This is a genomic window from Sporosarcina sp. FSL K6-2383 (assembly GCF_038618305.1).
Lineage (GTDB): Bacteria > Bacillota > Bacilli > Bacillales_A > Planococcaceae > Sporosarcina.
Genome location: NZ_CP152017.1, coordinates 2950952 through 2972239, shown reverse-complemented (window position 1 = coordinate 2972239; position 21288 = coordinate 2950952). Strand labels below are relative to the sequence as shown.

General features: G+C 40.2%; 16 protein-coding genes. 13 read left to right on the top strand and 3 right to left on the bottom strand.

The window, feature by feature from the left end; genetic code table 11:
• Positions 1 to 54 precede the first annotated feature (54 nt).
• Complete coding sequence (locus MKZ10_RS14860; RefSeq protein WP_342505715.1) at positions 55 to 600, top strand: DUF420 domain-containing protein; 546 nt, start codon at positions 55 to 57, stop codon at positions 598 to 600.
• Positions 601 to 683: 83 nt separating this feature from the next.
• Here the strand turns inward: MKZ10_RS14860 and MKZ10_RS14855 are convergent, their stop codons facing one another.
• The gene (locus tag MKZ10_RS14855; protein WP_342505714.1) at positions 684 to 1400 is read right to left on the bottom strand and encodes a 3-ketoacyl-ACP reductase; all 717 of its coding nucleotides are present in this window, start codon (positions 1398 to 1400) and stop codon (positions 684 to 686) included.
• Positions 1401 to 1604: 204 nt separating this feature from the next.
• Here MKZ10_RS14855 and MKZ10_RS14850 point away from each other — a divergent pair, with 204 nt between their 5' ends.
• On the top strand, positions 1605 to 2390 hold the full coding sequence (locus MKZ10_RS14850; protein ID WP_342505713.1) for an ABC transporter ATP-binding protein: 786 nt from the start codon (positions 1605 to 1607) through the stop codon (positions 2388 to 2390).
• Between the two features lie 362 nt (positions 2391 to 2752).
• Positions 2753 to 4630, top strand: coding sequence for an SLC13 family permease (locus tag MKZ10_RS14845; RefSeq protein ID WP_342510236.1), 1878 nt, complete (start codon positions 2753 to 2755; stop codon positions 4628 to 4630).
• 32 nt (positions 4631 to 4662) lie between these two features.
• Here the strand turns inward: MKZ10_RS14845 and MKZ10_RS14840 are convergent, their stop codons facing one another.
• Positions 4663 to 5709 carry a tellurite resistance/C4-dicarboxylate transporter family protein gene (locus tag MKZ10_RS14840; protein ID WP_342505712.1) on the bottom strand — a complete coding sequence of 349 codons (1047 nt, stop codon included), beginning with the start codon at positions 5707 to 5709 and terminating at the stop codon, positions 4663 to 4665.
• Between the two features lie 209 nt (positions 5710 to 5918).
• Here MKZ10_RS14840 and MKZ10_RS14835 point away from each other — a divergent pair, with 209 nt between their 5' ends.
• The 9 genes from MKZ10_RS14835 (at position 5919) to MKZ10_RS14795 (ending at position 17178) form a co-directional block, all read left to right on the top strand.
• Positions 5919 to 6440: a cytochrome C oxidase subunit II gene (locus tag MKZ10_RS14835; protein WP_342505711.1), complete on the top strand. Its 522-nt coding sequence runs from the start codon at positions 5919 to 5921 to the stop codon at positions 6438 to 6440.
• Positions 6441 to 6458: 18 nt separating this feature from the next.
• Positions 6459 to 7946 (top strand): cbb3-type cytochrome c oxidase subunit I, encoded by a 1488-nt coding sequence (locus MKZ10_RS14830; protein ID WP_342505710.1) that lies wholly within the window; start codon positions 6459 to 6461, stop codon positions 7944 to 7946.
• A gap of 35 nt (positions 7947 to 7981) precedes the next feature.
• Complete coding sequence (locus MKZ10_RS14825; RefSeq protein WP_342505709.1) at positions 7982 to 8539, top strand: hypothetical protein; 558 nt, start codon at positions 7982 to 7984, stop codon at positions 8537 to 8539.
• Positions 8540 to 8848: 309 nt separating this feature from the next.
• Complete coding sequence (locus MKZ10_RS14820; protein WP_342505708.1) at positions 8849 to 10531, top strand: HAMP domain-containing methyl-accepting chemotaxis protein; 1683 nt, start codon at positions 8849 to 8851, stop codon at positions 10529 to 10531.
• A 389-nt stretch (positions 10532 to 10920) separates the two neighbouring features.
• Entirely contained in the window at positions 10921 to 11610 is a 690-nt protein-coding gene (locus MKZ10_RS14815) for a GNAT family N-acetyltransferase (protein WP_342505707.1), read from the top strand.
• A gap of 207 nt (positions 11611 to 11817) precedes the next feature.
• Positions 11818 to 13506, top strand: coding sequence for a methyl-accepting chemotaxis protein (locus MKZ10_RS14810; protein WP_342505706.1), 1689 nt, complete (start codon positions 11818 to 11820; stop codon positions 13504 to 13506).
• 288 nt (positions 13507 to 13794) lie between these two features.
• The gene (gene helD / locus MKZ10_RS14805) at positions 13795 to 16002 is read left to right on the top strand and encodes an RNA polymerase recycling motor HelD (RefSeq protein ID WP_342505705.1); all 2208 of its coding nucleotides are present in this window, start codon (positions 13795 to 13797) and stop codon (positions 16000 to 16002) included.
• A 22-nt stretch (positions 16003 to 16024) separates the two neighbouring features.
• Entirely contained in the window at positions 16025 to 16483 is a 459-nt protein-coding gene (locus MKZ10_RS14800) for a GNAT family N-acetyltransferase (protein ID WP_342505704.1), read from the top strand.
• 218 nt (positions 16484 to 16701) lie between these two features.
• Positions 16702 to 17178, top strand: a complete 477-nt coding sequence (locus MKZ10_RS14795) for a GNAT family N-acetyltransferase (protein WP_342505703.1) — start codon at positions 16702 to 16704, stop codon at positions 17176 to 17178.
• Positions 17179 to 17209: 31 nt separating this feature from the next.
• Here MKZ10_RS14795 and MKZ10_RS14790 read toward each other — a convergent pair whose 3' ends face one another.
• Positions 17210 to 17860 carry a type II CAAX endopeptidase family protein gene (locus tag MKZ10_RS14790; RefSeq protein WP_342505702.1) on the bottom strand — a complete coding sequence of 217 codons (651 nt, stop codon included), beginning with the start codon at positions 17858 to 17860 and terminating at the stop codon, positions 17210 to 17212.
• Positions 17861 to 18029: 169 nt separating this feature from the next.
• On the opposite strand from MKZ10_RS14790, the gene MKZ10_RS14785 reads away from it, so the two are divergent.
• The gene (locus MKZ10_RS14785) at positions 18030 to 21155 is read left to right on the top strand and encodes an SNF2 helicase associated domain-containing protein (protein WP_342505701.1); all 3126 of its coding nucleotides are present in this window, start codon (positions 18030 to 18032) and stop codon (positions 21153 to 21155) included.
• Positions 21156 to 21288: the final 133 nt, after the last annotated feature.

Below are 21288 nucleotides of genomic sequence, written 5' to 3'. Positions count from 1 at the left end.
AGTCATCACTTTAAAATCTATAGTCTCAAAAAAGTATTGGAGTGGATTATTTCTATGAAAAATAGTATGAGTAAGCCGTTTGAAAAACGTAATTATAAGCCGTTTATTATTGCACTATCTATCATTCTAATTGGTGCAATCGGAGCATTATCCGGAATGCGAGGAGAGAAAAATTTCGAAGCAGCTGATCTAGCAATTTTACCGTTGACGAATGCAATTTTGAACAGTTTCACATTTGTATTTTTACTATGTGCATTAGTTGCGATTTTGAAGCGCAACGTTAAGGTGCATCAGCGTTTTATTTACGCAGCGTTTACGACGACATTTTTGTTCTTAATCACGTATGTTAGCTATCACTACTTGGCACCTTCGACATCCTTTGGGGGAGAAGGCTTTATGGCAGGATTTTATTATTTTATTCTCATTACCCATATTGTTTTGGCGGCAGCTATTGTACCACTTGCGCTGACAAGCGTCACACGTGCATGGAATCGAGAAAATGCTCGTCATAAGAAAATTGCTCGCTGGACAATGCCGATTTGGCTATATGTTAGTTTTACAGGTGTGCTCGTGTATATTTTGATTTCGCCTTATTATTGAGACGAGGTGATAGAAAAGGTGTCCCACTGGTCAGAAAATTGACTAACGGGACACCTTTTTGGGTTACATGGTGATAAACAGGCTTAAGGATTCGTCGACCATAACCCAGCCGATTTCACAAGAATACGTGGGTGTAATTTCAATTGCATCACCATCACTTCAGCTAAATCCTCCGGCTGCATGACTTTGTCTGGATTTCCGTCTGTAAGATTACTTTCGATTGCCAAGTCGGTTGCAACTGTACTTGGTGTCAAGGCGCTAACACGGATGTTATGCTTTCTGACTTCAAGCATTAGAGATTCTGTCAGTCCAAGAACACCGAATTTCGATGCGCTGTATGCACTTGTGACAGGTGCGCCTTTTTGACCAGCTGTTGATGAAATATTAATGATATCGCCAGCTTGTCTTTCGATCATTTCAGGAAGCACAGCTCTTGTGACATAATAAACGCCCATTAAGTTCACATCGATAATATTTTTGAATTCCTCTGGTGATAGCTCAAGGAATTTACCGAACTTGCCGATACCTGCATTGTTAATCAAAATATCAATCGGACCTAGTTCTGCTTTGATATGTTCTACTGCGGCGATGACGGATTCGTTATCCGACACATCAGCAGTCGCCATTGTGACATTCACGCCGTATTGGCTAAGTTCTTTTGCCACTTCCCCAAGGTTTGCAGCTGTTCTGCCCACAAGCCCTACATGGATGCCTTCTTTAGCGAAAGCAATTGCCGTCGCACGGCCAATACCTCTACCTGCTCCAGTGATTAACGCTGTTTTACCTGTTAGATTTTGCATGAAATTTGCTCCTTTATCGTTACGTATTTACCTTGATAAGTATAGCAAATGAAGTGGCAGGGACCTATTTAAATGGCTTTTGCCTAAATTATATATGCTGAATTTGTGATTATTATGTAAATTCGAGCACAAGTGGCCATTGTTCAAATAACTCAAACGATGTTATTATCATTGTTATCTGATTATTCAAAGGGGATTTTAGTTATGGAAAGTATCGTTTCATTGAAAAATGTTTCATTACATAGAGGAAATAAGGAAATCGTTCGCGATATTAATTGGTCTATTCAGCCGAATGAGCATTGGGGCATACTTGGTTTGAATGGTTCAGGGAAAACATCTTTGCTCAATATTGTATCGGGCTATCATTTTCCGTCATCAGGTGAAGTGACTGTGCTAGGGAATCGATTTGGTCGAACGAGTTTACCAGAGTTGCGTAAAAAGATCGGCTTTGTTAGTAGTTCATTGGAGCGTTTTGCTGAGTTTTTTAATCGTGAAACGGTGGAGCGAGTAGTCGTTAGCGGTAAATTTGCGAGCTTTGGGATTTATGAGCAGGTGATACAGGAGGATTGGGATAAGGCGGATGCGTTATTGGCGAGTTTGCGTTTAGGGTTTTTAAAGGGCAAGCCGTATCATCAGTTGTCCGAAGGGGAAAAAAGGAGAGTGCTTATTGCGCGTTCGTTAATGAGTGATCCGAAAATGCTTATTTTGGATGAACCGTGTTCTGGCTTGGATATTTTATCACGCGAACAATTTCTAAGTGCAATGGAGGATGTCGTACAAAATGGTTGTCATATCATTTATGTGACGCATCATATTGAAGAATTGGTGGAAGCAATAACACATGTACTTCTATTGAAAGATGGAGAGATTGTGGTTGCAGGGCCGAAGCATGAAGTTTTGACGAATGATTATCTTTCGACAACCTATCAAGTCCCCGTGACAATTCGTTGGGAAAATGAGCGCCCTTGGTTGGCGATACATAAAGAATAAACAATCAATTACGCCTTGGCGTGATTGTGTCCAAATTTTTAATTGCGCTTGGGGCCTACAGGATGTAGGTTATGCAGTCGGTGCGACAGGACGTCGCGAACTTAGACTGCCTTCCTTAACTCCATTCAAAATTTGTGTCATCCACCGGAGGCTTTATTTTCTTTAGCAGGAACTGAGTTCCTGCTAAAGAAAATAAAAAGTGCCGTTGTCACCGGCACTTTTTTTGTAGCTGGTATACAATAATAATAAGTAAGGTTATGCCGGTCATAAACCCGTTCGTGCCGAGCGTAACAGGGCTCAAGGCGGTCATAAACTACCCCATGTCGAGCATAACACAGTCCATGGCGGTCATAACACGACGTATGCCGGTCATAATTAGAAAGGATTCGAGTTCAGTGCAACTGATTATTACATTTATCATTTTAGGCATTAGCATTATTTTATTTATGAGCAATCGAGTGCGCGCGGATCTTGTGGCGGTGCTGGCGTTATTGGCATTCGTTTTAACAGGAATTTTAGATGCGACAGAAGCACTTGTCGGCTTCTCGAACTCTGTCGTCATTATGATTGCGGGGTTATTTATTGTAGGAGCCGGTATTTTACGAACCGGATTAGCCCAAATGGCAGGGAATGTCTTGTTACGTTCATCGGGAGATAGCGAGAAGAAATTATTCATTTTGTTACTTGTCATTGTAGCAGCTGTCGGAGCTTTCATGAGTAACACAGGAACGGTTGCGTTAATGCTACCGATTGTCGTCAGCGTGGCGATAAGTATGAAAAGCAGTCCTTCGAAATTTTTAATACCGCTATCGTATATGGCAAGCTTTTCGGGCTTGCTGACGCTTATTGCCTCTCCACCAAACTTAATTGTCAGTCAACAATTGGTGGACAATGGCTTTGAAAAGTTAGGCTTTTTTGAGATTACGCCAATTGGTATTATTGGTGTCGTTGTAGGGATCATTTATTTATACGCCGTTCGCAATATTTTATTGCCGAATGAAAAACGAAGAAATAATTCGAAAGATGAGCATCAGCTGTCACCTAAACAGCTAGCTTCTGACTATCAATTAGGCGGTAACTTATTCCGCGTGAGCGTACCGGAGGACTCAGAAATGATTGGCAAGCGTCTGGCGCAATTAAAGATTCCTGGAGCCTACCAATTATGTATTTTGACCATTGAACGGAAATCGACGGAAGGAATCAATTTATTGCCGATGACGTATCAGGAAATGGCGGGTCCGACGAGTATTATTCAAGCCAAGGATATTTTACGAATTCAAGGTGCATGGAACAGTATGGAAAAGTTTGTAGCGGATTATTTACTAGTGATTGAAGAGGAAGAGTCAGAAGCAGACGAGTTAATATCTAAGCAGTTTGGAATTGCAGAAGTGTTGTTGACGCCTCATTCTAGTTTGATTGGTGAAACCGTCCGAGGCATTAGCTTCCGAGAGAAATACAATTTAAATATTCTTGGCATTAATCGACGTGGAGAATATGTGTTAAAAGAAATGTCGAAGGAGCGTTTGCGCTTTGGCGATGCGCTACTTGTACAAGGTTCGTGGGATGAAATTGAATTGTTGGCAAGAGAAACGAGAGATGTTGTCGTTGTTGGGCAACCGAAAGAACATGCCAGTATGGCGGCGGCAAATGGTAAAGCGCCGATTGCTGGGGGCATTATGCTGTTGATGGTACTACTGATGATTTTTGAAGTGTTCCCAGCCGTTATTTCAGTGTTAATCGGGGCTGTATTAATGATTGTGACGGGCTGCGTGCGTAATATGGATGATGCTTACGGTAAAATTAACTGGGAAAGTATTGTGCTCATTGCGGCGATGCTACCGATGGCGACTGCCTTGGAAAAAACGGGTGGTATGGTGATGTTATCAGAAGGCATTATTAGTATGCTTGGTAGTTTTGGAGCGATTGGTGTACTAGCAGGTATTTATTTTATCACAATGGTGTTCGGGCAATTTATTAGTAATACGGCAACAGCTGTGTTGTTTGCACCGATTGCCATGAATGCCGCGATTAGCTTGGACGCTAGCCCATATACATTTTTAATCGCTGTCGCGGTTGCTTCTAGTATGGCTTTTGCAACTCCTGTCGCATCTCCGACGAATGCACTTGTCATGACAGCGGGTGGCTATAAGTTTTTCGATTTTGTCAAAGTTGGCGTTCCATTGCAAATCATCATGTTTATCGTCATGATGATTGCGATTCCACTTATCTTTCCGTTATAAGAAAATGCCTGCGCATATGCGTAGGCATTTTCTTATTTCATTAACGGGTACCTTTTCAAACAACTATAAAGATGGTGGAGCATGCCAAAAAATACGGCAAGCCAGGCTGCGATGGCAACGAAAACCATGAAGCGTGGAATGATGACTAGAAAAGGTAATTGTAAAGCTTTGGATAATTGGAATGTACTTGTTGTGTACATGGCAAGTGGGAAGGCCATGCCCCAAAACTGTGGGTCATATTTTAACGGGTAGCGATGATAGATATGACGCCAAATCATTAAGATAAATAGCAATGGAATCCACCATGTTCCTGTGATCCAGAAAAATAATGTAAATCCCTTTATGAACGGTGTTAATTCAACAAGAAGTGGCCAGTTATCGGCGTGTAATAATAATGTTGACCCGGCTAATGTAGTAATCGCAACAGCGCCCATATTAATCCAATAGGGAGGGGTGAGGGCAGCGTGTTTTAATTCTAAGAAAGTGAAGCGGTAGAAAATGAGTGTGATGATATTTAAATAAAGCATACAGCCTAAGAGAAACATACATAAAGTAATGAATAGTAGAATTTCCTGTCCGCTAGTCACACGGTCCGACAGTAAAGTACCAAGTATCGAAATGGATTGTGTGGCCACAGCGGCAATTAACCAAGCCCCGTTAATCCCTTCAGATAAAGCAGGTTTGTTTTTTCGTATGGTCACGGCAGTGAAGAAGACATACATAATCGTTAACCAAAGGATAATACCAAGTCCCCATAAATAGCTAGCTAACTGATAGTTTTCCGCGATGATAATGAGCTGACTACCAAACACGCAGGTTCCCGCAACTAATGTGAAAAAACCAGGTCCATTAGAGTGACTTGTAAGATCTTCAATTACACGGGGGAAATAATAAGTGAGCCGAAGAATGGTCAATATCCACAGGATAAGATAGGCGGCAGTATTGACGTGCAATAGCACATGCGCAATTGCATGCATGTCAAGTAAGTGCAAGGCAATGGAAAGAGCACCTGTTGCCATAACGACAGAAAAGTAACCTGAGAAAAGATTAGATACTGTTTGTTTGAATAGGTAAATCATAGTTTGTTGATTCCTTTCATGCGCAGTTATCTCAAGATTAGAAATACGTTCACTGATTATACATAATTATAAGGTAGTTAATTGAAAAGGTAGTGATTTTTATCACAGTATGGACATGTGAAAAATCGTTAACTAGAAGAAGCCGGGCTTCGTCAGCCGTTTAGTATAGAATGTGTTTTTTATGTGAAAATATGAAGGAGGATTTTACAATGGTCCAAACAGTGGCGTGGGTAGTGAGTTTGGTGTTTATTTTGGCGATTGCAGTCGTTTTTGGTTTTGTTGCAATAAAGTCGACACAAAAACAAGATTATGAGCCTATCGTGAAAAAGTGGTACAAAATTCGAAAAGTGTACGGTACGTTTGTCGTTATTTTAATGATAGTCGTTATGGTTTATACGTTAAGGGAGTTACCTTTCAACCAGCCTGTCTATAGTGAAGGCAATGAGCCTGTCATTGTAGATGTTGAGGCTTTCCAATTTGGTTGGAAAATCAGTGAGAAAGAATTTGATGTTGGCCAGTCTGTTGAATTTCATGTGACAACTGCAGATGCAACGCATGGTTTCGGTATTTATGATGAAGAGATGAATTTAATAGCCCAGACGCAAGCAATGCCGGAATATACGAATGTTGTATATATAACGTTTGATGAGCCCGGTACATATAAGATACTTTGCTTGGAGTACTGTGGGTTGGCACACCATGTCATGATGGATCAAATTGTAGTGAAGTAGAAAGGGAGTGTACAAGGAATGGCTATTACTCATAAATATACATCGTTAAAATCAAGGGACGATAAAGTTGTAACACAAATGATCATTTCAGGCGCTGTTGTCATTGTAGGAATGATTTTTGGAGTCCTGATGTTAGCATCACAAGGTGGACTTATTGAACTATCAGCAGCATCTTTTTATCAATTTTTAACGATCCATGGCACGGCTATGATTGGTTCAGCGGCGCTTGCAACATCCGCAATCATGTGGTATTTCCTCAGTCACTATGTAGACTTATCCAAGAAAATATTTAATCTTAATCTCGTATTATTTTTAATAGGTGTCGTCATGACAATTATCGGGATATTCTCGTTTGAATATGCCAGTGCATGGACGTTCTTGTATCCGCTTCCAGCATTATCAGGGGGGGCATGGGGGACAACAGGTGCTTTACTCTACTTAGGTGGAATGCTTGTCTTAGGTGTAGGGTTCCTATTGCTTTATATCGATACAGGCCGAGCAATTATTAAAAAGTACGGAAGCCTTGGAAAAGGGCTTGGCTGGGATGTTATTTCAGGTAAGAAGGCTGAAAAGGATGCACCGCCTACAACAGTTGTAGCAAGTACGATGGTGACAATCGTTAATATATCAGCACTGACTGCTGGAGCAACTGTACTTATTGTCAACATGATTAGTGTCGTTAATCCCGCTTTTACATTTAACCCGTTGCTAGCTAAAAACTTGACGTATGCATTCGGACATATTTTTGCTAATGCTACTATTTATATGGCGGTTATAGCAGTCTATGAAATTTTATCTCGCTATACAGGGCGACCTTGGAAGGCCAATAAACCATTTCTAATCGCTTGGACTATGTCAACACTCTTTACAATGATTGTCTATCCTCACCATCTTCTTATGGATAGTGTAATGCCAAAATGGATTTTAATTCTTGGTCAAATATTATCGTATGCGAATGGTTTGCCTGTACTGGTTATTACAGCTTATGGGGCATTGATGATTGTCTATAAGTCGGGCATTAAATGGGATATGGCTTCGTCTTTAATCTTCCTATCTATGTTTGGTTGGACTGCAGGTGTGGTTCCGGCACTTGTTGACTCAGCGATTGTCGTCAACCATGTCATGCACAATACGAAATGGGTACCTGGACATTTTCATATGTATATGGGGCTCGGCGTCATTGCAATGATGTTTGGTTTTATGTATTTCCTAGCGAAAAATGATAGTCAACTGAAGACAAATGGCTTAGATAAGTTTGCATTTATCCTCTATACGCTATCTATGTTTGGTGTTTGTGTGTCATTCCTTGTTTCAGGTGCTATTAGTACACCAAGACGCTTTGCTACACATTTACCGGAATGGATGGGACCCGCCCAAGTAGGTGCTGTCACAGGCATATTTGTAGTTATTGGTATTTTGATATTTGCTCTTCATTTTGTTCGTTATATTTTCGGAAGAAATAAAACATCAATTAATAGCACAACACAGGAGACTGAAGTGAGCTAAGTATAAATTAAAGAAATGAAGTGGGGCATAAGGATATGAAACAAACAATCTTTGGAATTGTTTTGTATATATTATTATGGGTTCCCCCCGTTATTTCTCTAGTGGAATCCATTATGATTTTGCATATGCTTGTTCAAATACCTTTACTGATGATTGTAGGCTGGCTAGTCGGTCAAACTGTTTTAAAAAAATATTATTCTTTTTTCATGAAATGGAATGGTAATGGTATACCAGGTATTTTATTCATCGTTTTTATAACAATGTACTGGATGCTCCCAAGAGCGATGGATGAAGCGCTAGCGATATGGTATATAGAACTGTTTAAATTTATAGGGCTTCCTCTTGCTGGTCTTGCTTTAAGAGATAGTTGGGATAAGTTACAAGTGTTAGGGAAAAGTTTTATCTTTTTGAATTATATTTCAATGTTTGGCTTAATGGGCTGGTTGTATGTGGATTCACCGATTCAATTATGTAATAACTACTTAGAATTGGAGCAGAAAATACTAGGATGGGGTTTTTTATTCATCACTGCAGGTATGATTATCTACATTGTTCAACTAACCTTTATGGATCATTCAGAAGAAGTAATCTAACAAAAATATTCCTTCCGTGCGCTGGAAAAGCGAAGGGAAGGAATATTTTTGTTTCCTTGGTACCAAATACGGGTGAATTAATAGATAGCTAATCTGCAGTAGATTTATCTAGATTTCACTGTCTTCATCGAAGGAACTATCAAAATGATTTGTACGAACTATTAAACAGGATGTTCTTGTTTGTTATACTTTTTTGATAATTCGGGTAAATTTTAATCATTAGTTTTTTAAAATGCAACCATGGTGATATAGTTATGAGTAATTAGTTCTAATGTAGATAAGAAATTTATGAGATGGAGTGAATTTTAAATGAAATTATTCGGGAAAATGCTACTTGCATTTGGTGGCGTTATTGTAGTGTTTGTTTCATTAAATATCTATAACTTAGTTCAAATAAAACAGTTAAATGAAAATAGTGAAACGATGTACACGAATGGAATGGTTCCTTCTACATACCTTATTAAAATTGGTAAGGATGCAGAAAATATACGTACTCAAATGGTAACAACTCTAGCATTTAAAGATACTAACATGCTGGAAAGAGCAGTGACTAATTTGGAAAAAATGAAGACTTGGATTCAGGAGTATGAAGAAACTAATTTGAATTTGGAGGAATTAGAAACGTTTGAAGGATTTAAGCGTAATTGGTTGTTATTTAATGAACGCGCTTACAAGAATATTCAACTAATGAGAGATGGCAACTGGATAGAGGCTGAACAAGGCATTAAAGAAGAAAAAATTATTTTTGATGAGTCTATGAGGTATTTCAATGAATTAGTAGTGCTGAATGAACAACTTGCGGAGAAAATCAAGGAAGAAAATCAGCAAGTGTATGCGAGCACTCTTCTTTTGAGTGGCATTTTAATTGCGGTGAGTATTATCATCGCAGTGCTCATTACTTATCTTTTCAGCAAATCAATGATTCGTCGATTAACAATTGTTGTTAATCGGATGAGGGAGTTCGAAGATGGTGATTTGCGTAGTGAGCCACTTGTTAGCATTAGTCGTGATGAAATTACAACACTTTCTGTCGGATTAAATAATATGCATAAGACACTTCGTGAAGTTGTAGATGGTGCACAAAATTCTGGTGAACAAGTATCAGCTAGTTCTGAAGAATTATCCGCTAGTGCCCAGCAAAGTATGGCTGCTGCTGAATCAGTAGCTAATCTCTCGCAGCAATCAGCCGATGGTGCTGATAACCAGCTTCGCAGTGTTAATGAAATATCTACTTCTATTGAAGAAATGATGTTGAATATGCAGGAAATTGCCAAGAGCAGTGTACAGATGAACGAGCAATCGCAGGGTGCATTTGATAAGACACAACTGGGAACAACTGCGGTCATGTCAGTGAATAGCCAAATGCTTTCTATTGCCGATGCTGTGAAATTAACGGCAGATTCGGTGCGAAACTTAGATGGCAAATCAAAAGAAATTAGCAATATCGTGCAGATGATTACGAATATTGCTGACCAAACCAATTTACTAGCATTGAACGCTGCTATTGAGGCAGCGCGTGCAGGAGAATCTGGTAAAGGCTTTGCAGTTGTAGCTGATGAAGTTCGGAAGCTGGCGGAGGAGTCACGTATTTCTGCAGAACAGATTTATAGCATGGTGAATGAAATTCAACATGAGATTCAGGATGTAACAGTCTCCATGCAACAAGGAACTGAGCGTGTGCAAAATGGTCTTATGAAGACTGAGGAAGTGAGTAATATATTTGGTGAAATTGAGACAATGGTTGAGCAAGTAGCCAAAAATGCAACTGAAGTAAACCGTTCTGTAGAAGCGGTTTCTTCCATTAGTCAATCCATTTCTAGTTCTGTCGTCAATGTACATGGAGTGGCTGAGACGAGTGTTTTGGCATCGCAGGAAAATAGCGCGGCATCAGAAGAGCAGATAGCAACAATGGAGGAGATTTCAGCTGCCAGTGAATCACTTGCGCATTTAGCAGAGGATTTACAAAGATCTATTCAGCAATTCAGACTGTAATCTATAGGTGCTTCCACAAATATTTACAATTTAAGCTTCTTAGGGAGTTAGATTTAATGGACATGATTAAAAAAATCCTTTTATGGGATAATCGAGCTAAAGGAAAGTTTACTTATTTAAAGTGAACTTTCTTTTTTATTGATTAGAGAAATTGAAATATAGAATACGTTCGAAATGATACAATAGATAGTAGAATTCAACAAGAGGAAGGTTTGAAAACAGTGAAGATTACTGAAATTGAGATTTACGCGATTCATTTACCGCTATATGAGCCATTTGTGATTAGTTATGCAACCTATGATTAGTTTGACAGACAGGCCAGGATTAGGAATTGATATTGATGAACAGATACTTCAAGAACTAACGGTGTTTTCAGAGGAGGTTAGCGGATGAATCCACTACAATTAGTCTTAAAAAATCAAAAAGAAATTGACGTTATCCAACTAGCCGTGAGTCATCTCGATGAAATTCTAGTACTGCAACAAAAAGTAATTGCATCGCTGACAACAGACGCTTTTTTACAGCCATTGACGAAGGAAGAATTTCTTTATATTTTGAATGGTAAAGGCATGATGATTGGCGCTTACTGTGAAGGACAACTCATTGCATTTCGTGCAATGTTGGAACCTAAAGTGGATGAGGAAGGTCATTTAGGAATTGATGCAGGTGTACCGACAGCTGGGTTATCCGCTGTTATTTATTCGGAAATATCGAATGTGCATTCTCAATTCAGAGGGAATAATTTGCAGGTGTTATTAGGAGAAATTCTCATACGGGAAGTCAATCGACAGCGATTTCGCTATGTATGTACAACCGTTGCTCCGTTTAATATTGCTAGCTTGAAGGATAAATTTGCCCATGGTATGGAAATTGTCGCACTCAAAGTGAAATATGGTGACTTGCTGAGATATGTTTTAATGAAAGATCTAGTGCAGAACTTGCAAGAGAACCCCACACAAAGTTATGAAATCTTAATGTCTGATACAGCGCAACAACAGCGTTATCTTCAAGATGGCTGGCGAGGGACAGCGATGAAACAAATAGAGAATCAGTGGGTAGTCCACTTTGTAAAGAAATAATTTTATTTTCAGATAATAATCCCATTCTGCTGAAATAAGCAGGAAGGGATTATTTTGTTGACTGGATAGCCGTTGAAAGCAAGTTGTATAAGCTTTCTAGGCATTAATACCTGCATGAAATATATTTCTTTTAAGAATATATGACTATGATAGATCTTGGGTTTAAGTTATACTAAAAGATGGATTTATTATGTAGGAGGTAAAATAATGAAATTTACAGTAGGTAGAAAATTGTGGATGGGATTTTTATCGCTGCTTCTTTTTATGATTATTATTGGTGGGACGGGTTTTTGGTCAGTATCCAAAACAAATAATGATTTTAATGCTTTAATGTATAATCAAGTAGCGAAAACAATTGTATTTGAAAAAATAGGGTCACTTCAAAACAAACTTTCGGAAAATGTTCGAAGTTATTTATTGTTTGAACAAGAGTCATTTTTGAAAAGTCGAACGGAAATAATTACGGAGCTTGACCGCCAGTCGGGGTTATTAGACCAAATGAAATGGTCTACTAGCGAACGTACATTACTCGATGAATTAAAAGAATCACACACAAGTTATATACAAATTACAGATTTAGCAATCAGTGAGTTCGATGCTGGTCAAGAAGAAAGAGCTTTGAATATTGCACTTGATGCAAGTCTGTTTGAAGCGGAAATCATGGAGAAAATTAATGAATTGATTGTAAGCCAAACAGATCAAACTTATCAAGTAAATGGTGATATTCAAGAGTTAATCAAGTGGATACGCATAGTGATGATTGGCTTACTTGTTGTTGCTCTTTATGTGAGCATTTCTATAGCAATTATGCTTGGACGAAGTATTGCAAAACCCGTTAAGAAAATGACGGCAGCATTGACAGAAATCGCAGAAGGAAATCTTATGATAGAGCCTGTCATCATTCGCAATAAAGATGAGATTGGTGAGATGGCAACTGCCTTTAATAGCATGTCGAAAGACCTTCGCGGGATTATTTCGAATGCAAATGGGTCAGCACTTCAACTTGCTGCCCAAGCAGAACAATTGTCTGCGAGTTCAGAGGAAAGTCTAGCAGCATCTGAAATGGTTGCAGAAACGACGGAAAGAAACTTAATGGGAAGTGAATCCCAAGCGGAAATTGTCAATGAGACGAATCGGGCTATCGGAGAAGTCGTAACCGGCATTAACCGGATTACGGATGATAACGAAGCGATGCTGTTATCATCTGAGGATGTTGCTCGGCTTGTGAAAGAAGGGGCCTCTCTAATGGAGGATGTTAACGGTCAAATGACAGTGATTAGCTCGGCAATTGGGCAATCAGCAGGCATTATGAGCGGTATGGCGAATTATTCGGAGGAAATCCGAAAAGTTACGTCTTTGATTACGGATATTGCTGAACAGACGAACTTATTGGCACTGAACGCGGCGATTGAAGCAGCACGTGCTGGGGAGCATGGAAAAGGCTTCGCGGTCGTAGCTGAGGAAGTGAGACATCTTGCAGAACAGTCAAAACGTTCTGCTGGAGAAATTGGTAATATGATTGATACGATGATTGGTAGCGTTGCACAAGCTGTTGCAAGCACAGAAGATGGCAGTCAACGTGTAGAAGAAGGGCTTGTTGTAACGGAGCGAACACACGAGGTCTTCAGCCGGATTGAACGGGCGGCCGGTGATGTCAGTGAAAAAGTGACAACTGTTTCTTCAGCCATCGAACAGATCCGCACAATGACCGATGCAGTTTCTGCAGGAGCTACAAAAGTACAGGAACTGGCAGCCGAATCATCGGAAGCTGCCCAGTCAACAAGTGCAGCGACAGAGCAACAACTAGCTGCTAACCAAGAGATTTCGTCCAGCGCACAGTTGCTAGCGGAGCTTTCAGAGAAACTGCAAAGTGATATGGGACGATTTAAAGTGTAATAATTAAATGGAAAGACATCCTTTAGCCCTGAATTCAGTGGTAGAAGGGTGTCTTTTTGCTAGGTATATTATTTCAATAACTATAGATGACTCAGAAAACAGCTAATTGCTTTTATGCATGTAGCTTTTTCTTTTTTTATTGAAATAATCAGTGGAAACAGAATTATTCTACTATTATAGTTGCCTAGTTCTCATGTAAGTGGTAAAATACAAATCTGTCTAAAAATCCCCAACATCTTCTATACAGTTATAAAGGACGCAAAATACGATAAATGGAGGACTTGTCTCATGCAGCAACATCCTGATTTTGAGTTTGAATTAGAGCGCCTTGACTACACCAAACACTACATGCAGCAATTATTAGCAGAATCACGACGTGACGTAAAATCCTCTCAAGATGAAATTCGTAAATCGATGGCAGATTTGGAGTATTTGGACTCCAGTTTGAGTTACATCAATATTTTAACGAATGCCCGTTTTTTTGAAATGGCTCGTTCTCAAAAGGAAGGGCTAGAAGCGATTCAATTGAAGCCATATTTTGCCCGAATTCATTTCCAAAAGGAAGATGAGGAGGCGGAATTACTTTACATAGGTAAGACGTCTTTATTCCATCGGGAAACGCAGGAGCCGATTATTGTCGATTGGCGTTCCCCTGTGGCTAACGTTTATTACGATGGAAGGCTTGGTGATTTAACCTATCAAGTACGAGAGGACGAGTTCGAAGGACATCTGTACTCTAAGCGGCAGTATCAGATTGAAGATGGAGAGCTTCTGGATATTCGTGATATTGACCTAACAACAAATGATGAGTTACTTCAAGAAGCCTTAGCTGGTAAAGCAGACACTCGATTAATGGAGATAGTCTCGACAATTCAGGCTGAACAAAATGCTATCATTCGGGCTAATTTGAAGCAGCCCATTATTGTCCAAGGGGCGGCGGGTAGTGGGAAGACGACGATTGCACTGCACCGTATTTCGTATTTTTTATATACGATGGGTGAACATTTTCCGGCCAATAAACTGATGATTTTAGCACCCAGTAAATTGTTTATGGATTATATCGCGGACGTACTACCCGAGCTGGGAGTGGGGCAGATTTGTCAGAGGACATATGCGGAATATGTTTTGAATGCGACAGGTTTGAAACTGAAGCTGACTGATCCTGACGCGAAGTTGGCGCAGTTAGCACAATCGGCCACTTTAGATGAAGAAAAGCTTTTTGTGACGCGCGTAAAAGGGACTCTCGATTATCGAGAGATCATGCAGCGCTATGTGACAAAATTGGAACAAGACATGGCGGAGCTTTTTGAAGATGTTTTTATTGAAAAGTATCGGATTATAAAAGCTTTGCAACTGAAGAAACTATTTCTTCAGGAGTTTGCCTACATGCCTGTTGAAAAAAGGCTGGAGCGTATTAAAATCATTGTGCAAAGTGATGTGAAGCGCAAGCATAAAAGATTGCTTGCTACTTTAACGACCAAGTATGAGGAAGCGCTTGATAAAGCATTATATGGTATTCGAGATGATGAACGACGGAAAGCCAAGCTAACAAGAATTTTGGATGAGCGTGACGACAGACTGCCAGTTATTGAAAAGGAAGGTAAATCAACAGCGGCCGTTTATATGCGTAGGTTTAAAAAGTTTAATATCAAGAAAATCTATCGCGATTGGTTAGCGAACGAGCAACTTCAAACAGCACTTGCCGGTCATTGGTCTGATCAGGAAAGAGCTGCTTTTGGAGAGGCGCATCAGAAGGAAACTTGGGAAATTGAGGATTTAGCAGCCATTTATTATTTACAGGCCAAGCTGAAGGGCATTGCAGATGATTGGAAAATGCGCGTGGTTTTTATTGATGAAGTGCAGGATTACAGCGAGTTTCAGTTGGCGGCTTTGCAGGAGGGACTTGAAACGGATATGTTTACGATGGTTGGCGATTTGGCGCAGGGAATTCACAGCTACCGGGCATTGACGTCTTGGGAACCAATTAAAGAATTATTCCCGAGAGCGACTTATACAACACTACAAAAAAGTTATCGAACGACAATTGAAATAATGGACTTAGCCAATCAGGTGCTCGCGCAGATGGACGAGGATTTGCCACTTGTCGAGCCGGTTGTTCGTCATGGTAGGGAACCAGATTTTTACGATATGCCGACGTTTGATGGGGCTAAAATTGATCAGATTTATAATGAAATTACGGGACGTGGCCATAAATCGGTAGCGCTGATTTGCAAATCGACAGCAGAGGCAACAAAAATTCATGCAAGACTACGGGAATTCAACATGGCGGTGCAATTATTAGGCGACCAAACGGATATGAGTGGGGCATGCCTGCTGATTGTTCCGAGCCATCTGGCAAAGGGACTGGAATTCGATGCAGTCATTGTTGTCGCGGTTGACGATCCATTTAGAGATCATCCGATTGACAGAAAGTTGTTATATGTTGCCATGACAAGGCCGATGCATGAGCTCCATATGGTTGGCGTTAATGTGTGAATTTTTAGGGGGAGTGGATATCATGTTAACCTATAAGGCCTTTTGGGGAATGCCTGAACAGCATGTCGTAGATGGAATTTTGGAACTGCATGAAAGGGTCTTTGAAGAGTCAGCTACACTAATAGATAAAATAAAATCAAAACCGAAAGTATTGATGAATGTAGCCTTCAATCAATCGGTGGTGGTTGGTTATAAAATAGGCTATGAGATTGATGCTAACAAGTATTATAGTTGGTACGGAGCAGTGCATGAAGCGTGCCGAGGACAAGGAATTGCAGCGGAGCTTATGAAACAGCAGCATTGTTTAGTAGGGGAAGCTGGCTATACAATTATTCAAACAAAGACCAGAAACAAGTGGCGTAGTATGCTGATTCTTAATATAAAAAACGGCTTCGATGTGATGGAAGTATTCACAGATGATGACGGTATTCATAGAATTGTGTTGGAGAAAAATATTTCTAAGGGAACTGATGCTGTATAGTCGGCAATTAAAAAATAGAATATTCTTCAACATCGCTTTGTCGCTTGGTGATGGCCTCTCGTAATAAGCCCAGCAGAAGATCATTGTCGGTCTTATTACTTCGGTTCACACTTGTCGCCCCTTGGCTATATTAGTACGTTGTACTAGTAAGGGAGGCCACCTAGTTAATTCTAAACAAGTAGCAGCAGATTTGTATATTGATGGAAAGGGGTGTTTAGTTGGAACAGCTAGTTATTCAGAAGGCGGCTATAGAGGATGCGACATTCATCCATTCCATACAAGTGGCAGCATTTAAGCCATTGTTAGCTAAGTATCAAGACTTTGACACGAGTCCAGCAAATGAAACGATTCAACGGACGACAGATCGTTTACAACAAAAACAAACTGATTATTATCTCATTGTCTACAATATGATAACAGTTGGTGCGATACGAATTGTTAAGAAAGCTAATAGACGTTATCGGGTATCTCCTATTTTCATTCTCCCAGAATATCAAGGGAGGGGAATTGCGTCGGTAACCATGCGTACAGTTGAGAGTTTGTATAAAGATGCTGTAGTTTGGGAACTAGATACGATTCTGGAAGAACAAAAGCTGTGTGGGCTGTACGAAAAGCTAGGGTACCGCAAGACTGGAAAGGCTACAAAAATGAATGAACGAATGACCATTGTATTCTATGAGAAGGAACTAGTATGAGCGATAACAAGCCTATACTAGTTTTTCTTTGCTATAAAATATAAGTCAAATACACCAGCATAATTCCTAAGTCAGCAAGAATATGACTGATAATTGGAGCCGAAATAGAATTTAATTTATACCTAAAATAGCCCCAAAATAATCCGGCTAAAAATACAGGAATGACCGCGATGAAATTGAATGGGAATGTGAAAATAGAAATGAGCGATACTAAGTGATAAAGGCTATAAAAAAATGATGTAATGACAACAGTTTTTGTAATACTAGTTTTAGTCTCAAGATACTTGTACATGAAATTTCTCCAGTATAGCTCTTCTAAAAAAGGATTGATGAAAATAAGAACTAAAACTAACCAAATAACATTGTTTCCTGTGAAATTCCAATCCACCAATAATTGACGCAGTGCAGCAAGATCGAATACAGTATCTTTCAGTACTGTCACCGCCCCATAAATCGCTAGTAGAGAAATAAGTCCACTAATTATGCCAACTACAATAGTTTGACGACTGAATTGTTTTTTTAGATTAAATTTGTCTTGTTTATTTCTAATAGAGCTGAAAAGTGGGACGAATAATAGCCAGCTATAAAATAGTGAAAAAGTAACAATGATGCTTTTGCAGATGATTAGACCAATGAAAATCATGATTGTGGGACCTATTAATAAGAGTGTGAGTTTTTTCATAAATCCTCCATTTATTTTAATCTGTCCAAGCCGTTTCTGGGAATATTTCCTTGTTCTTAACTATAGTACTACTAAATCAGGGTAGAAGAAAGATATGAAAAAGAACATTTATTCTATATAATGAAGTATATATTGAAATTCATTGATTCAGGAAAGGAGGTTGGCCAAAATGATAACGCAAAAGCAGATCCTAGACATGTGCGGGAACAGTTCATTTAAAAGGGGCGAAACCTTTCAACGTTCTGGGAAAGTGACGATTGAACAATATAGCGCCACGCATTGTCAAGCGACTGTGGTGGGAGCAGAAAACTTTTATGTCACAATTGACGATGATGGAGAAGAAATTCAGACAGCGTGCAGTTGCCCATCGTTACCTTTTTATCCATACAAATGCCAGCATGTCGCCGCAGTCATGCATGCCATCATTGAATTGGATAAGCCTTCTGGACTGCTATCCCTTTTCAATGAAAAGCCTATCAGATCAACGGGACATCAGCTTCATTTCGAAGACCGGGAAGTACTTGACCTGCTGTTTACGTGGATGCCTGTTGCTGTCAAAGGTGGGCATATGCTCGGCATCGAAATTCAAATCGGTTCAGTTCCCATAGAGCATATCCGGGGATTTTTGAGTAGGGTGAATGAAGGAAAACCTACTACCCTTTCGCCAACTTTTACGTTTGATTCGAGCCGCCATTGTTTCCCTCATGAATCGGATGCTGTTCTTCAACAGCTCATTCGGATGAATCAGGAGGACAAGGTGTACATAATCGACCAGACAATTAGTCCGCAAACGTTACTCATCCCGCCCACTTCATGGGATCGACTATTGCCGTTTTTGAACTGTGCGCCATTAGTCAGATTAGGGTACGATGGCCAGTATATTTCAGGCATGCCTCTTTCCAATGAGGCATTGCCTGTACAATTCCGCTTTGACAGGTTGGAAGGCCAGGGACATTATTTAGAAATTAACGGTTTGGCCAATATTCTTATCCTTCAGGCTTATCAGTCTGTCCTATGCAATGGGCAATTATTTCAGCTGGATAATGAGGATTGCAAACGTCTCACGGATCTCAAGCAGATGGTTGAAACTTCGGGGGCCCGTCAACTGCCGATTTCCAATGAACAAATTGGTTTTTTCTTAGAAAAGGTTGTCCCAGGGTTGCGGAGGATTGGTGAAGTTCAACTTGCCGAAACTATTCTGGACAAACTGGTGAAATCACCATTGCAAGCAATGCTGTACGTCGATCGGGTAAATCATCGGCTTCTTGCAAGCTTGGAATTCCAATATGATCATGTCTTCATTAATCCATTGACGGAAGGGGATTTACCAACTGGTTCTGTAATGGTTCGTGACTTGGAAAAAGAAGAGGCCATCCTTGCATTAATGAAAGAAAGTGCGTTTACGGAAAATGATGAAGGCTATTTATTGCACAATGAAGAATTGGAGTATGAATTTCTACAGCATATCCTTCCGAAATTGCAAAAGCTTCTGAAGGTGTATGCTACGACAGCGATCAAGAACCGAGTTTTTAGAGGAAATGCCCGCCCGCGAATTCGTGTAAAATCACAGGAAGAGCGAACAAACTGGCTCGAATTCAAATTTGAACTGGACGGTATACCGGACAAGCAAATACGAGAAGTCCTTGAGGCATTGGAGGAAAAACGGAGGTATTACCGTTTGCAGGATGGAGCTCTTCTGTCATTGGAAACAAAGGAATTTGAGGAAATTCAACGTTTTTTGAATGAAGTTCCTGAAGGATTGGACGAATTGGAAAAAGGTCTGTCTGTACCGATAGGTCGTGGGATCCGATTTCTCGCTGGTGCTGATGAGAATGGAATGTTTTCTGTAGAGGCAACGGCGCGCCAATTCTTTGAAAGCCTTCGAAATCCTGAAAGTACCGGATTTCTGCTTCCAGTGCAATTGGAAACGGTTCTTCGTGATTATCAAAAACAAGGCTATCAGTGGATGAAAACCCTAGCGTCCCATAGCTTAGGGGGTGTGTTGGCGGATGATATGGGGCTTGGCAAAACATTGCAAAGCATTGCGTTCGTCCAGTCTGTACTTCCTGAAATACGTGAGACAAAACGGCGTGTGTTAATTGTTTGTCCTTCTTCTTTGATGTATAACTGGCTGAGTGAGTTTCAGAAATTCACACCTGACATTCATGCTGAAGTCATAGAAGGACCCAAAAAGGTGAGGACGAAGCAACAAAATGAACTGGAAGACACAGATGTTTTAATCACCTCCTATCCATTGATACGTCAGGATATTCAGTGGTTTGAAAAACAAGATTTTCTGACAATCTTTTTTGACGAAGCACAGGCATTCAAAAATCCATTTACTCAAACAGCACGAGCAGTTAAAAAACTGCAGGCCGATAATCGTTTTGCGTTGACGGGCACACCAGTTGAAAATTCAGTGGAAGAACTGTGGTCTATCTTTCACGTCGTATTTCCTGAACTTTTTATGGGGTTACGCGAGTATAGTGAACTTACACCGAAGGCGATAGCCCATCGCATCCGTCCTTTCATGCTAAGGCGACTAAAAGAGGATGTTCTCGCAGAGCTACCAGCAAAAATGGAGTCGATGGAAACGACGGAGTTGCTTCCTGAACAGAAGGAACTCTATGCCGCCTATTTGGCAAAGCTACGCCATGACACACTAAAGCATTTGGATAAAAACACTATTACAAAGAATAAAATCAAAATCCTCGCTGGACTGACCCGATTGCGGCAAATCTGTTGCCACCCAGCACTATTCGTGGACGGCTACCAAGGAAGTTCGGCGAAGCTAGAGCAGTTGAAACAGCTACTTGAAGAATCGAAACAAGCAGGAAGAAGGGTATTAATCTTTTCACAATTCACAAAGATGCTAGGAATTATAGGCAAGGAGTTGGCATTGAATGGGACCCCTTTCTTCTATTTGGATGGTCAAACAGCTTCAGAAGAACGTCTGGAAATATGCAATCGTTTTAACGCAGGCGAGCGTGACTTATTTTTGATTTCATTGAAAGCGGGCGGGGCCGGTCTCAATTTGACAGGGGCAGATACGGTCATATTATACGATCTTTGGTGGAATCCAGCAGTGGAGGAACAAGCAGCGGACCGAGCCCATCGCATCGGTCAGAAACGGGTTGTCCATGTCATCAAACTGGTTGCCCGTGGAACGATTGAGGATAAAATGAATGAATTGCAGGAGAAGAAAAGAGACTTGATTGAAGAAATCATTGATCCAAAAGATAGGGCAAGTACATTGCTGACTGAGGAAGATATTCGGGAGCTGTTGGAAATATAAAGGCCGCATCAGTCAAACGCGACTGATGCGGTTTTGTAATTTCTGAGTTATCGATTAATTCAGCGGAGTTATCGTCATTTCTGGGCTTTAGATTCACCGAATTTCGACTGTGATACCTTAAAATAGAATTTTT